Genomic DNA, 15,057 nt, shown 5'->3' with positions numbered 1-15,057 from the left:
ATCGGGCTTTTCCCCTCATACAACCCCCCACTAAATCAGGTAGTTTGCTTCCGGCTTGCGGTGCCGGAGGCGTTATAGTGCTGTTTTATTGCAAAAGGCGTCACAAGCACAAAGAAGGGATTCACATGTCGGGTAGCCAAAAATTCGTTTTACTCCTCCTTGCGTTGGCGTTGTGCTTCGTGGTGGGAACCGGGCTCTATTCCTCGTGGTTTAATGCGGCTTCAGTTGCCGTGTTTATCTGCCTGATGATCTATTTCACGCGCCCGTTGCTGATGCCAGCCGGATATGGTGCGAACAAGATACGCGCGCTGGTGCTGGTGCTCGGGTTCGGCATCATTGGCAGCGGTTCCAGCGCGTTAAATACGCTGTTACCGACTATCTGGACATTGCCGGTGCTGCAAAATGCTCCTGCGTGGCTGAAGAATATCCAGCTAATCAGCCAGCCTTCGCCGTGGATCCTTGCCAGCGTTGTCATCATCGTTGGTATTGTGTTCTTTTGCCTGCGCGATCGAAGCGTTGGCGGTGGGCATCCGACGCCGCTGAAAAAGGATTTCCCGGAGGATCGTTTTGCACGAAAGCTGGAGGTGTTCTGCAACATGCTGCAGCAGGATCTCACCTCGATTGACGTGAGCAGTAACTGGAGCCCTGAGTACTACACCGAACTGGAAGCCGAGGTCGAGATCCGCAAAGCGAAAGGTCTCGCTTCCCGTAAAAAGATCCTTGGGCTGCAAGACGCGATCCGCAAAGACAGAACCTCACGGTCGTTTTTAATTCTGGGCGCACCGGGTTCCGGCAAGAGCGTGGCGCTGCGCAAACTTGCCAGAGATATGCTGGCGGAGGTTAAAAAGACGCACCGCGTGCCGATTTACATCAACCTGCGCGAGTGGGTACCTGACAGCATTGTCACTGGCGGTCGCAAAGAGTTTTCTGTCGAAGATCTGGAAGCGTTTGTCATTAAAAACCTCGTCCGGCGTGGTGACGCCTACACGCGAGATTTTGTTAATGATTACTTTCATGACCTGTGGCGTACCGGTCGCTTATTTTTTATCTTCGATTCGTTTGATGAGATCTCCGAGTTGCTGGACGCCAGCGAAAACTCGACGGTCATCGATTCGTTGTCCACGGTTATCTCGCGCTTTATTACTACGCAAACGGCCTCACGCGGGGTTTTAGCTTCGCGCGTATTCCGCCAGCCGACGCGCGCGTTTCTGGCGGATAAAGTGCTGGAGATCCGCCCGCTTTCCGAAGCCGGTATTTCAGAAGCGCTGAGTCGGTATCCGCAATTTACTGATCAGGTGCGAAATACGTTATTCAGCCACCGACTGGATCTGATCCCGCTGGTGCGTAACCCGTTTATGATGGCGCTTCTTGGCGAATGGATCGCGGTCAACGAGACATTGCCGATCAATCAGGCTGAGATTTATAAAAACTATATCGACAGCCGGATACAGCTCTGCAAACAGGAGCTGCGCGATACTGGGACCTCCTCTCGTGAGGTGATCGAGGTTGCGACGGATATCGCGTGGTTTGTTTTTCGCTCCTCGACGTTTGGCCTCGAAGCGCCGGTGAAAGTGATCCGCAGCTATTTCAATTCAGAACACGTGGACACGGTGCTGGAACTCCTGCGTTTTGCCCGTATTGCCAGAGTCACCCCTGGTGATGAGAAGTCGTTTGCGTTTGTGCATCGACGCTTTCTGGAGTATTTCGTCACCACCCGCTTTTTGCAGCAACCTGCGGAAGTGCCGGATTCGCACATTCCTACGGATTCGCGCGGTCGCGATGCGCTGGTGCTGTATGCCCAGTTGTGTAGCGAAGCCGAAGCAAAACGGCTGGCGGAACTCTGCTGGGGTGAGATCCAGCACCATTTTGCGGATGCAGGTCAGCGCATTCGCGCTATTCACTGCCTGCGCTTTTTAATCGACGCATTTGGCTCCCGCCGCGAGGTGCTGCAACCGTTCGAAGAGGATCTCTCTGCCTTTGTGATACAGCACGTTAAAACGGGCGATAACATTCTGCTGGCGAAAATTTGCCTGGAAGCGACCGGGCTGCTCTCCGAATCGCGTGCCGCGCCGGTGCTGACCACCGCGATTGCTGGTGAGGATGGCTGGTTACAGGAGACCGCGTTTCGCGCCTGTCGTCATCTGCCGAAAATGAATGATGAGCTGGAAGAGGGGATGAAGAAATACGTGCTGAATATTTCGGAAACCAACTTCTGGCGCGGGCGCAAGAATATCCTGCTGAGCTTGTCATTATCCGATGCCTTAAGCGGGGTTTATCGCGTTGCGAAGATGCGTTTATGGAGCATGAAAGCAGCGCTTATCAGCACGTTGTTACTGGCCATTGCGCTGCCGTTTATTACCCTTTTCAGCGTGAGTTACGCGATGGCGGTGACCGCACCAATTTTGCTGTTCGGCAAAGCGGGGCGCACGGCGCAAACAAAGAAAGCGAAAAAAACGGGCAGTGATAGTCCCGCTCCGCGCGCTGCTGCGTCATTTATCGATAAAGGTTTTATATCCGGCACCTTTGTACTGTTTCGCGTGATGAGTTTTGTCATCCTGTTGGTGATCAGTATTGCCGGGCTGTTCTCCCCGGCGCTGTCGCTGGCGGCGATACCGTTTTACACCTATAGCGGATATGCCATTTATAACGGCTGGCTGGCCGCCGCGAATGTAGTGTTAGGGTTGATGTTGCTTGATTGGGTGGCAATCTGTCGGTTTGTTCGTAGTAAAATTCATGATTTGCTGAACCCCAAAAAATGGCTGGCGGCGCTGTCGGTTCTTGCGGCATCCGCTGCGGGGGTAGGAATTATTTTCAGCCTCATCCATTATATCTCCCGCTATCCGATGGCGGAGCCGGTCTTTAAGGCGACCTTCTCTGTGCTGATTGCATTGATGGCGGCATACGTGATGTTCACCTTTATTCAAGCTGTGCGCGGGGGGATTAAAGATCTGCGGAGGCTGCGGAAATTGGCCTTTGGCTCAGTCATTAAACGTGCGCAAATCGCGAAGATCATGGCGGAATGCGTGTCGGATTATGGGCGTTTGCAGTTTGTTCTGCGGCTTGAAAGTGAAGGTATTTCCGCCACCGGTCACTGGCCGGAAGGATTCAAACTGGCGGTTGGGCTTGGCGAAGCCTACACGGCGCTGGCGCGGCTGGAAGAGCGCTGGTTAAACCTCGACAGATAAGCAACGCGTTTGTGCAATGGGGCGAATACCGTTGCACAGACGAGCGCAAACCCACGCGGTAAAGCGTGTAAGCAAAATCGGATAAACTTTAGCGTCGTGCGGTGGGGTCGATAGTCTGACTGATTTGTTGCGACTGGCTTTTGTCCTGATGGTGGTACCAGGCGCCAATAGAGGAATAGACGAAGCGGCCGAAGAAAAAGATAAAGCTGATAAGAAGTACGATACGGGTCATGCGACTGTCAAATCGATGTCGTTTTCGCATACTGGTTGCCTGACTCACAATGTTTCCTTTAGGAATACCCGATTTACGGGCGACAGCGACATTAATGCACACTCTTTTTGTCAGGTCAATTAAGCCTGGCGCAAAATCACAATGATTAAATTATCACCATGGATTATATAAGATAAATTAAATATTTACGTGAGCAATGAAAAATGGACGATAATGCGCATTAAGCCGGTAATTAAAGCTGGCTGGCGCGCTTTTTTTGATGCAAATCAATTAACAGATATTGTCCGGAATTAGAATTTCTGTTTGTTAACAAACTGGCACTTCACCGTTGTACAGCACAGTCGGGTCGGATACCTGCCTGAAACACCCGCCAGGATCTGGGTTGGGTAACCGAGCATCTATGACACTTATTCAAAAATATCATCGCCTGAAAGATCAGTGGTGGGCTTTGCCGCTCATCACGCCTGTTATTTTGTATCCACTGTTTAGCCTCGCTAATACATTTACTACCGTTTCTGGTCAGACGGTCATTCTCTATTATCTGCCGATGGCGTTGCTGATCGCCCTGATGATGTTTTATGGCTGGGCGGCGCTGCCGGGCATTGTGCTGGCGCTGATTTGCCATTATTGGCCCGCACCGCCGCTGGAAATGGTCAGTAAAGGCGTGCATTTGCTGCTGCCTGTAATACTTAGCTGGGCGGGATACCGTATTTTTGTCACTCGCCGCCACCGGGTGGCTTATGGCACGGCATTGCTGGTTTCGCAGCGTATTTTCTGGCAGGTGCTCTGCCCGGCGTCGATTTATCTGATTATTCTTGAGCTGGGCGTCTGGCTGAATCTTTACGATCGGGCAATAAGCGACGGCGGCGCGCTGGCGTGGAATGTGCCGATGCTCATCAATTACCAGGCATTACTGGTCGGGACGATGACCGGCGTGCCGTTTAGCTATTTGTTGATCCGCGTTATTCGCCATCCGCGTTACGCGATGTCGTGGTTATCGCAAATGCGTCACGAGTTTGATCGTAAAGTTACGCGCATTGAGATCGGGGTCTGGTTCGCGGTGGTGATTGGCATTTTGCTGCTGTTACTGATGCCGCTGAATAAAAACAGTTCCATTTTCAGCACCAACTACACGCTTTCACTTCTGTTACCGGTGATGCTGTGGGGATCAATGCGCTACGGCTATCGTTTTATGTCGCTGGTCTGGACACCGCTGCTGGTCATCTCTATTCACTTTTTTTACCGTTATTTGCCGTGGTTTCCCGCTTACGACGTGCAACTGGCGATCGCCTCATCAAGTTACCTGGTCTTTTCCTTCATCATTCTCGCCATGGCGATGATGGCGACGCGTCAGAGACTGGTGCATGATCGCGCCCGCCGTCTGGCGTTTATCGATCCGGTTGCCAATATGCCCAATCTTCGTGCGTTGAGCCGGGCTATGGCGGATACGCCGTGGTCGGTGCTCTGTTTTCTGCGCGTGCCGGAGCTGGAACTGCTGGGGCGTAACTATGGCGTGCTGCTGCGCATTCAGTATAAACAGCGCATGGCGGATTGGCTCAGGCCGCTGCTGTCGGCGGAAGAGAACGTGTATCAACTTTCCGGGCACGATCTGGCGATCCGCCTGAATGCCCAGTCGCACCAGACACGCATTGAGGAACTGGACGCGCGCATCAAGCAGTTCCGCTTTATCTGGGATGATATGCCGCTGCAGCCGCAGGTGGGGTTAAGTTACTGCTACGTGCGTTCACCGGTGAAGCACCTCTATTTACTACTCGGTGAAATGAGCACCATCGCTGATTTGTCGCTGGCGACCAACCACCCGGAAAATTTGCAAAACCGGGGCGCGGCGAATCTGCAACGCAGCCTGAAAAGCAAAGTGGATATGATGAATCGCCTGCAACTGGCGCTGGAAAAAAATCACTTTATCCTGATGGCTCAGTTAATTCATGGCGTGCGCGGCGATGATTATTACGAGATCCTGCTGCGCATGCGGGAAGAGAACGGCGAAAACATCAGCCCGGATGCGTTTTTGCCTGTCGCGTATGAGTTCGGCTTGTCGTCGCGCATCGATTTATGGGTGATCGAACATGTGTTGATGTTTATGGCGCAAAACCGCGAAAAACTCCCCGCCCAGCGTTTTTCCATTAACCTCTCTCCGGCCTCAATTTGCCGCACGCAGTTTGCCCAGGAAGTCCGGCGTTTATTGCGCAAATACCGCATCGAAGCCTGGCAGTTGATCTTCGAGATCACCGAAAGCAACTCAATGACCAATCTCCAGCAGGCCAACCAGACGCTGGGGCAACTGCAACAGATGGGGTGCCGGGTGGCGATCGATGATTTTGGCACCGGTTATGCCAGCTATGCGCGGCTGAAAACCGTTAATGCCGACATCCTGAAAATCGATGGCAGTTTTATCCGCAATATTGTCTCGAACAGCCTGGATTATCAGATTGTGGCGTCGATTTGCCATCTGGCACGGATGAAAAAAATGCTGGTGGTGGCAGAGTATGTGGAAAGCGAAGAGATACGCAGCGCGGCAATCGCGCTGGGTATCGACTATTTACAGGGGTATCTGATTGGTAAGCCAGCGCCGCTGGAGACGCTGGTTAACGAGTAGCGAACGGGCGGCTCAGGCCGCCACTTCCGGAGAGTGCTCTTCTTCGATTTTCAGTCGCCAGCCGGTCACGGCTTCCCAGTATTCCTGCTCTTTTTCCAGATCCAGCAACACCAGCGCGTTCTGGCTGAACCAGTCGTACGGGAAGCTGAGCGTCCAGTGATTAGCATCGGTAGTCAGGCGCAGTGTCGGCGGCGTGGTGGTCGCCTGGCGCTGGTTATTCAGCAGCACGCCAAGCCGTAAGATTTGCACCAGCGGCAAATACTGCTTCTTTTTAAACAGCGTAAAGCGCGGCAAATCATCAAGCTTGATAGCCTTACGGTGGCAGCGCACCAGCGTCGCCATCATCAGCTGTTGCTCCTGATTAAAACCGGGCAGATCGCTGTTTTGCAGAATGTACGCCGAATGGCGGTGCATCCCGCTGTGGTTAATATTAAGCCCTACTTCGTGCAGCATCGCTGCCCATTTCAGCAACGCCGCCAGTTGCGGGTTAGCGAGCTTCGGGTTTTGCTCCAGCCACTGATCGTAAATCTGGGTGGTGGTTTCCAGCACGCGACGCGCCTGCTCGCGGTCGATATTGTACTGGCTGGCGAGGCTCTGCGCGGTGCGGCTGCGAATATCCTGGTGGCGGAAACGACCTTCCATCTCATACAGCACGCCTTCACGCAGTGCGCCGTCGGAAAGGCGCAGCTCGCGGATCGCCAGCGCATCGAACACGCCGCAAAGAATAGCCAGCCCCGGCACAAACACCGCTTTACGCTCTTCGGAAAGGCCTGGCAGGCTCAGTTCGCTGAAACTTTTGTACTTCAGCACTTCGGCGACCAGCTTCTCCAGCCGTTCCGGGGTGATAAAGCCATCTTTCTCGCCGGAGGCGATCAGCACTTCGTGGGCGGCTTTAATGCTACCGGATGCGCCAAGTGCGACATTCCAGCCCTGAATGCGGAACTGCCACGCCAGCGACTCCAGCTTTTGTGTTGCCGCCATGCGCGCGCGGCGGAAGTTTTCGCCGTTAATCGTGCCGCCCATAAAGTACATCTGCGCAAAGCTCACGCAGCCCATACGTCGGCTTTCCACCAGCTTCGGCTCGAAATCTTCACCGATCACCAATTCGGTAGAACCGCCGCCGATATCGATTACCAGCTTGCGGCCTTTTTCCGGCTGTGTATGTTCCACGCCCATAAAAATCAGGCGTGCTTCTTCATTGCCCGGAATGATTTCAATCGGGTAGGGGATAACCTTTTCCGCGCGTTTAAGAAATTCGGTGGCGTTCAGTGCCTGGCGCAACGTGTGCGTACCGACAATGCACACGCTTGCTGGATCAAAGCCCTGCAAGCGTTCGGCGAACAGCGACAGGCAAGCCAGCCCGCGCTCCATTGCCTCTTCGCTCAGCATGTTATTGCTGTCCAGACCATCAGCCAGGTGCACGCGCTGTTTCAGGCGGCCGATGATCTGCATTGCACCGTCGACCACACGCGCAATGACCATATGGAAACTGTTTGAACCCAGATCGACCGCGGCAAATTCCTCCGGTCGTGGCGTCTTTTCTTGTATCGGCATAGGTTAGTCGGGCTGTTCGAGTGATTTGATGTAGTCGTAAATCGCCAGTTGTGCGCGCACTTTACGACGGTTGCCGCGCGGCACATAGCGATTACTCAGTTCTTTATCGATGTACCTGGCTTTCACGGTATCACTTAAAAGCAAATCAATGATATCCAGAACGCGCTGTTTAAGGCGCGGATCGAGCAGCGGTGCGGCCACTTCGATACGGTAATCGATGTTACGTGTCATCCAGTCTGCGGAGGAGAGATAAACGCGTTTATCGCCGCCGTTCTCAAAAATATAGATGCGATCGTGCTCAAGATAACGATCAACGATACTGGTGACACGAATATTTTCGCTGATGCCTTCCAGTTGCGGAATAAGTGAACACATGCCGCGCACCAGCAGGTTCACCGGCACGCCGGAACTGGAGGCGGTATACAGCCTGTCCACCAGCCCTTTATCGACAAGGTTATTCAGCTTCAGCGTAATGCCGGAAGGTTTACCTTCCTGCGCGTTAGCAATCTCCGTGTCGATCATATCGTACAACAGGCGGCGCGAGTTCTGCGGCGACACCAGCAAATAATCGAAGCTCACCGGACGGTAGGGGTTTTCAATAAAGTTGAATACCCGGCGCACCTCATTGGTGATGCGCGCATCGGCCGTGATCAGTGAATAGTCCGTATAAAGCCGCGCGGTTTTTTCGTTAAAGTTGCCGGTACCGATGTGCGCATAGCGCACGATCTCTTCCCCTTCCATACGGGAAATGAGGAACAGTTTGGCGTGAATTTTTAAGCCCGGCGCCGAGAAGATCACCTGCACGCCCGCTTCCGTCAGCCGCTTCGCCCAATGGATGTTGGCTTCCTCGTCGAAACGCGCCTGCAACTCCACCACCACGGTGACTTTTTTACCGTTATGCGCGGCGTGGATCATCGAATCGATAATGCGCGAATCTTTCGCCACGCGGTAAATGTTGATTTTGATCGCCAGCACGCTCGGGTCGAACGACGCCTGGCGCAGCAGCTCCAGCACGTGTTCAAAGGTGTGGTACGGATAATAGAGCAGCACATCGCGTTCGCGAATGGCGTCAAAACCGTTGCGGAACTTATCAAACCCAATGTGGCGCAGACGCGGCATCGGTTTGTTGACGAGGTTGGCTTTGCCGACATTCGGAAAACCAATAAAGTCTTTGAAGTTGTGATAACGCCCGCCGGGAATAATGGAGTCATAACGGGAGATAGTCAGCTTTTCACGCAGCATCTCGACCATGGCATCGGGCATATCGCGCTGATAAACAAATCGTACCGGCTCGGCGGTCAGACGCTGTTTCAGGCTGGAGGACATCAGCTCCATCAGGCTCGACTCCATTTCGTGCACCAGGTCATATTCGGCGTCACGGGTCATTTTCATCGAGTAGGCGTTCAGCGCGTCATAATCGAAGAAGCCTTTAAAGATATCATCCAGGCAGTAACGCAGAATGTTATCCAGCAGGATCATCGGCTTGCGACGGCGCGGCGTTTCCGGCGGCAGGTTAACAAAGCGCGGCACTTTATCTGACGGGATCTCCAGCAGCGCGTAGCGGATTTCGTCGCCGCGAATAATCTCTACCGCCAGGTAGGTGTAATCATCTTTTAAGAAGCGTACCAGGTTGGTTTCGCGGTTAATCAGCGTCGGGGTAATGTGCTGGCGCAAATATTGTTTGAAGTAATTGCGCAGCCAGCTCTGCTGGTTTTGCGAAAGCTGACGTTCGTTAATCAGGAAAATTTGATTACGCGCCATCTCCAGCAGCAGGTCGTTGTACAGACTGTCGAACTCCTGATCGGCTTTCAGTACGCGAGACTGGATCTTGCCCAGCAGATGGCGGGAATTCGTGGTAACGCCTTGCTCTTCGCTAATGATTAAGCGGCGTTTCAGTTCAGCAAAACGGACTTTATAAAATTCGTCGAGGTTGTTGGAATAGATCCCCAAAAAACGCATGCGTTCGATAAGCGGGTTACTTTTGTCGGCGGCTTCCTGGAGAACACGTTCATTGAAGCACAACCAGCTTAGTTCTTTTTCGAGATATAACTTTTCCTGACCCATTCCTGTTTACACTCCGGTTCTTGCTCGGGACACGGCAAATCCTTCTCGCTCTCGCGGTGCCCTGACTGACAGGTGAACGTTGCTGGCGTCCCTTCGTATGACACAACTTATTATGGCGAGCTTTGCCGTCAGATGTCCAACTGTGCCAAAAAAGTATGACAGTAATCCGTTTTTCGCATCTAAAGTGATGGAAATAAAGTAACTTTTTCTTTTAGCAGGGGAAGAGGAAAGAAAACCTGCCGCGGCGGGCAGGGTGAAAAGCGATAAATTGCAGTAATTATTCGTCGGCCGCATAGCCTTCAGGCGGTAGGCGCACACCATCCAGCCACGCGCTGTTGCTGTCCATTTTCAGGCGGCCATCAACAAACCAACTGACCACCAGCGGGTAAATCGCATGTTCCTGTGACTGCACACGTTCGGTGATCTCTTCTTCCGTATCACCTTCGAACACTGGCACTTTGGCTTGCAAAATCACCGGGCCACCGTCCAGCTCATCGGTAACAAAATGCACGCTGGTACCATGTTCTTCATCACCGTTTTCCAGCACCTGGCGGTGCGTGTGAAGACCGGGATATTTTGGCAACAGGGAAGGGTGGATATTCAGCAGACGTCCGGCGTAATGCGCGACAAACGCCGGGCTGAGGATACGCATATAACCCGCCAGCACCACCACATCCGGGGCGAAGGCGTCGATTTCCTGCATCAGCTCGCGGTCAAACGCATCGCGGCTGGCGAACTGATCTGCGCTCAGTGCATGGGCGGGAATATTGGCTTCCCGCGCACGTTCAAGGCCGAACGCGTCGGCCTTATTACTGAATACTGCCCGCAGGGTGCCGTTGATTTTCTTCTGTTTGCAGGCGTCGATAATTGCCTGCAAATTGCTTCCGTTACCGGAAATCAGCACCACGATGTTTTTCATTCAATAACCACACGCTCACTGGAATCGGATGCTTTGATGATACCGATTTTCCACGCCTTTTCACCTTTCGCATTCAGCAGAGTGATGGCTTTATCGGCTTCAGCCGCAGGCAGCGCAATCACCATACCAACGCCGCAGTTAAAGGTGCGGTACATTTCGTGGCGGCTCACGTTGCCGGCGTTTTGCAGCCAGTTAAACACGGCCGGCCACTGCCAGGAGGACTCATTGATTACCGCCTGGGTGTTATCCGGCAGTACGCGCGGAATGTTTTCCCAGAAACCGCCGCCGGTCAGGTGGGCGATAGCGTGGACATCGACATTTTCAATCAGCTCCAGCACGGACTTCACATAAATGCGGGTCGGTTCCAGCAGGTGATCGGCCAGCGGTTTGCCTTCCAGTTGCGTAGCCAGCGGATCGGCACCGCTCACTTCGAGCACTTTACGCACCAGCGAATAGCCATTGGAGTGCGGGCCGCTCGAAGCCAGTGCGACCAGCACATCGCCGTCAGCCACTTTCGAGCCGTCGATGATTTCTGATTTTTCTACCACACCGACGCAGAAACCGGCGACATCGTAATCTTCACCGTGGTACATGCCCGGCATTTCCGCCGTTTCGCCGCCAACCAGCGCACAGCCAGATTGCAGGCAGCCTTCGGCGATGCCGTTGATCACGCTGGCGGCAGTATCAACATCCAGCTTGCCGGTGGCGTAATAGTCGAGGAAGAACAGCGGCTCAGCGCCCTGTACCACCAGATCGTTAACGCACATTGCCACCAGATCGATACCGATGGTGTCGTGACGTTTCAGATCCATTGCCAGACGCAGTTTTGTGCCCACGCCGTCAGTGCCGGAAACCAGTACTGGCTCACGATATTTTTGCGGCAGCGCGCACAGCGCACCGAAGCCGCCCAAACCGCCCATCACTTCCGGGCGACGGGTTTTCTTCACCACGCCTTTGATTCGGTCAACCAGAGCATTGCCCGCGTCGATATCAACACCGGCATCTTTATAGCTGAGAGAGGTTTTATCGGTCACTGCTTGGGTCCCCACGCGTTTACTTGCGGTAGAAATAAAATTCGGCGCAATTCTAACAGCCAAGGCAAACGTTTGCGAGTCCATTATTTAAGGGCGCGGCGGATTCTTGCGATATACTCTTTTCCAGTCTGATTGATCGCGATCAAGCGCCTTCCTGTAGCGCAACGGAGAAAAAGCGGTATAATCCGGCGATTTTTTTTGTGGCTGCCACCTGTCAGGGGAAAGGAGAAGAGTATGAAGGTCGTGGAAGTAAAACACCCACTCGTCAAACACAAGCTGGGCCTGATGCGAGAGAACGACATCAGCACCAAACGCTTTCGTGAACTCGCCTCAGAAGTGGGCAGCCTGCTGACCTATGAAGCAACGGCCGATCTGGAAACGGAAAAAGTGACCATCGAAGGCTGGAATGGCCCGGTACAGGTTGATCAAATTAAAGGTAAGAAAATCACCGTCGTGCCGATCCTGCGCGCAGGTCTGGGCATGATGGAAGGCGTGCTGGAGCACGTACCGAGCGCGCGCATCAGCGTAGTGGGTATCTACCGTAATGAAGAGACGCTGGAGCCGGTACCGTACTTCCAGAAACTGGTATCGAACATCGACGAGCGCATGGCGCTGGTTGTTGACCCGATGCTGGCGACCGGTGGTTCGATGATCGCTACCATCGACCTGCTGAAAAATGCCGGTTGCCACAGTATTAAAGTGCTGGTGCTGGTTGCCGCGCCGGAAGGGCTGGCGGCGCTGGAAAAAGCGCACCCGGATGTTGAGCTGTACACCGCGTCGATTGACCAGGGGCTGAATGAGCACGGATACATTATTCCGGGCCTCGGCGACGCCGGCGACAAAATCTTTGGTACGAAGTAACTGATAAGAAATCGAAAGCCGACTTTGATAGTCGGCTTTTTTTTGGAATTCATAACACTGCCCGCCGTTTTGGACGGGTGGACAACAACAACACTCAGAGGAAAACACTATGACGCGCCGTGCTATCGGGGTAAGTGAAAGACCGCCGCTTTTGCAGACGATCCCGCTTAGTTTACAGCATCTGTTCGCCATGTTCGGCGCAACCGTGCTGGTGCCAATCCTGTTCCACATTAACCCGGCCACCGTGCTGCTGTTCAATGGTGTCGGAACGCTGCTGTATATCTTTATCTGTAAAGGGAAAATTCCGGCCTATTTAGGCTCCAGCTTTGCGTTTATCTCCCCGGTACTACTGTTGCTGCCGCTGGGCTACGAAGTGGCGCTCGGCGGGTTCATTATGTGCGGCGTGCTGTTCTGCATCGTCTCGTTCATTGTGAAAAAAGCGGGCACCGGCTGGCTGGATGTGATGTTCCCGCCTGCGGCGATGGGCGCAATCGTTGCCGTCATCGGTCTGGAACTGGCGGGTGTGGCGGCGAACATGGCCGGTCTGCTGCCTGCGGAAGGGCAGTCTGCGGATTCCAAAACCGTGATTATCTCGCTAGTGACGCTGGGCGTGACGGTGTTTGGCTCGGTGCTGTTCCGCGGCTTTCTGGCGATTATCCCGATCCTGATTGGCGTGCTGGCGGGTTATGCGCTCTCCTTCGCGATGGGCGTTGTCGATACCACGCCGATTGCTCAGGCGCACTGGTTCGCGCTGCCAACGTTTTACACGCCGCGTTTTGAGTGGTTTGCCATTTTCACCATTCTGCCTGCGGCGCTGGTGGTGATTGCCGAGCACGTCGGTCACCTGGTGGTGACGGCGAATATCGTCAAAAAAGATCTGATCCGCGATCCGGGTTTGCACCGCTCCATGTTCGCCAACGGCCTTTCAACCATCATCTCCGGTTTCTTCGGCTCTACGCCGAACACCACCTACGGTGAGAACATCGGCGTGATGGCGATTACCCGCGTCTACAGCACCTGGGTGATTGGCGGCGCGGCGATTTTCGCCATTCTGCTCTCCTGCGTCGGTAAACTGGCGGCGGCTATCCAGATTATCCCGGTGCCGGTAATGGGCGGTGTTTCTCTGCTGCTGTATGGGGTAATCGGCGCTTCCGGTATCCGCGTGCTGATCGAATCGAAAGTGGATTACAGCAAAGCGCAAAACCTGATCCTCACCTCCGTTATCCTGATCATCGGCGTTAGCGGCGCGAAAGTGCACATTGGCGCGGCTGAATTGAAAGGCATGGCGCTGGCGACGATCGTCGGTGTGGGTCTGAGCCTGATCTTTAAACTGATTAGCGTACTGCGCCCGGAAGAAGTGGTGCTGGACGCGCCAGAAGATGATGTCGCGAAGTCGTAAACATCGTGCAGAATTGAACCGGGCCTCGCGCCCGGTTCAAACCTTGCAACATTTTGTGATAGACTCACTGCGTTTTTTGTAAGCCTTGTTGAGGTACCTCTGAACACGCCGGCACAGCTCTCCCTGCCATTGTACTTACCCGATGATGAAACCTTTGCGAGTTTCTGGCCGGGTGATAACCCCTCTTTACTGGCGGCACTGCAAAACGTTCTGCGCCAGGCGCACAGCGGATACATCTATTTCTGGTCACGTGAAGGCGCGGGCCGCAGCCATTTGCTGCATGCCGCGTGTGCCGAACTCTCCCAGCGCGGCGATGCCGTAGGCTATGTGCCGCTCGATAAGCGCACCTGGTTTGTACCGGAAGTGCTGGATGGGATGGAGCAACTCTCGCTGGTGTGTATCGACAATATCGAATGCGTGGCCGGTGACGAGCCGTGGGAGATGGCGATTTTCAACCTCTACAATCGCATTCTGGAACAGGGCAAAACCCGCTTGCTGATAACCGGCGACAGACCGCCGCGCCAGCTCAATCTGGGGTTGCCGGATCTGGCCTCAAGGCTGGACTGGGGGCAAATCTACAAGCTGCAACCGCTCTCCGACGAAGACAAATTACAAGCCTTACAACTGCGGGCTCGGATCCGCGGGTTTGAACTGCCGGAAGACGTGGGGCGGTTTTTGTTAAAGCGGCTGGACAGAGAAATGCGCACGCTGTTCGATACGCTGGATGAGCTGGATCGCGCGTCGATCACCGCCCAGCGCAAGCTGACCATTCCGTTCGTCAAAGAGATCCTCAAACTCTGAACCCTCGCCACGCGGCGAGGGTTTTTTAATGCTACAAAATCTCCAGCACCTGCTCCGGCGGGCGACCGATTCGCGCTTTGCCGTGGCTAACGACAATCGGGCGTTCAAGCAGTTTCGGGTTATCCACCAGCGCCTGCACCAGTTGCGCTTCCGTCAGTGCGCTATCGCTAAGCTGTAATTCTTTATAGAGATCTTCTTTGCTACGCATCAGTTCGCGCGCGCTGGACATACCGAGCATTTTCAGCAGTTTTTGCACCGTCGCCGCATCCGGCGGCGTCTCGAGGTAGAGCACCACTTCTGGCTCAACGCCGTTTTCCTTCAGCAGCGCCAGCGTTTCGCGGCTCTTTGAGCAGCGTGGGTTATGGTAAATCTTCACCGTCTCTGACATCTC

The 15,057-nt window shown here is 54.0% G+C and carries 11 protein-coding genes; 5 read left to right on the top strand and 6 right to left on the bottom strand.

From position 1 onward, the window contains the following. Positions 1 to 125 precede the first annotated feature (125 nt). Positions 126 to 3,185, top strand: coding sequence for an NACHT domain-containing protein (locus H650_RS07480; RefSeq protein WP_020454698.1), 3,060 nt, complete (start codon positions 126 to 128; stop codon positions 3,183 to 3,185). 88 nt (positions 3,186 to 3,273) lie between these two features. Here H650_RS07480 and H650_RS24430 read toward each other — a convergent pair whose 3' ends face one another. Further along, positions 3,274 to 3,465, bottom strand: coding sequence for a YfgG family protein (locus H650_RS24430; RefSeq protein ID WP_071925214.1), 192 nt, complete (start codon positions 3,463 to 3,465; stop codon positions 3,274 to 3,276). 352 nt (positions 3,466 to 3,817) lie between these two features. On the opposite strand from H650_RS24430, the gene H650_RS07475 reads away from it, so the two are divergent. Next, entirely contained in the window at positions 3,818 to 6,034 is a 2,217-nt protein-coding gene (locus H650_RS07475; protein WP_020454697.1) for an EAL domain-containing protein, read from the top strand. Positions 6,035 to 6,046: 12 nt separating this feature from the next. Here the strand turns inward: H650_RS07475 and ppx are convergent, their stop codons facing one another. The 4 genes from ppx to purM form a co-directional block, all read right to left on the bottom strand. Then, positions 6,047 to 7,588 carry an exopolyphosphatase gene (gene ppx, locus H650_RS07470; protein WP_020454696.1) on the bottom strand — a complete coding sequence of 514 codons (1,542 nt, stop codon included), beginning with the start codon at positions 7,586 to 7,588 and terminating at the stop codon, positions 6,047 to 6,049. 3 nt (positions 7,589 to 7,591) lie between these two features. After that, on the bottom strand, positions 7,592 to 9,652 hold the full coding sequence (ppk1, locus tag H650_RS07465; RefSeq protein WP_017458969.1) for a polyphosphate kinase 1: 2,061 nt from the start codon (positions 9,650 to 9,652) through the stop codon (positions 7,592 to 7,594). 277 nt (positions 9,653 to 9,929) lie between these two features. Further along, positions 9,930 to 10,571 carry a phosphoribosylglycinamide formyltransferase gene (gene purN / locus H650_RS07460; protein ID WP_020454695.1) on the bottom strand — a complete coding sequence of 214 codons (642 nt, stop codon included), beginning with the start codon at positions 10,569 to 10,571 and terminating at the stop codon, positions 9,930 to 9,932. Beyond that, a complete protein-coding gene (purM, locus tag H650_RS07455; protein WP_044489701.1) occupies positions 10,568 to 11,605 on the bottom strand; it encodes a phosphoribosylformylglycinamidine cyclo-ligase in 1,038 nt (345 codons plus the stop codon). Before purM ends, purN begins: the two co-directional genes overlap by 4 nt. 234 nt (positions 11,606 to 11,839) lie before the next feature. Between purM and upp the strand changes: the two genes are divergently transcribed. The 3 genes from upp (at position 11,840) to H650_RS07440 (ending at position 14,666) form a co-directional block, all read left to right on the top strand. Next, a complete protein-coding gene (gene upp, locus H650_RS07450) occupies positions 11,840 to 12,466 on the top strand; it encodes a uracil phosphoribosyltransferase (RefSeq protein ID WP_017458966.1) in 627 nt (208 codons plus the stop codon). Positions 12,467 to 12,575: 109 nt separating this feature from the next. Continuing rightward, positions 12,576 to 13,865, top strand: coding sequence for a uracil permease (gene uraA, locus H650_RS07445; protein WP_020454693.1), 1,290 nt, complete (start codon positions 12,576 to 12,578; stop codon positions 13,863 to 13,865). Positions 13,866 to 13,964: 99 nt separating this feature from the next. Next, on the top strand, positions 13,965 to 14,666 hold the full coding sequence (locus H650_RS07440; protein ID WP_065370367.1) for a DnaA inactivator Hda: 702 nt from the start codon (positions 13,965 to 13,967) through the stop codon (positions 14,664 to 14,666). A 31-nt stretch (positions 14,667 to 14,697) separates the two neighbouring features. On the opposite strand, the gene arsC is transcribed toward H650_RS07440, so the two are convergent. Beyond that, positions 14,698 to 15,054, bottom strand: coding sequence for an arsenate reductase (glutaredoxin) (gene arsC, locus H650_RS07435; protein ID WP_020454692.1), 357 nt, complete (start codon positions 15,052 to 15,054; stop codon positions 14,698 to 14,700). Positions 15,055 to 15,057: the final 3 nt, after the last annotated feature.

Origin of the sequence: Enterobacter sp. R4-368 (assembly GCF_000410515.1) — a bacterium.
GTDB lineage: Bacteria > Pseudomonadota > Gammaproteobacteria > Enterobacterales > Enterobacteriaceae > Kosakonia.
This window is presented reverse-complemented; position numbering and strand designations above follow the sequence as displayed.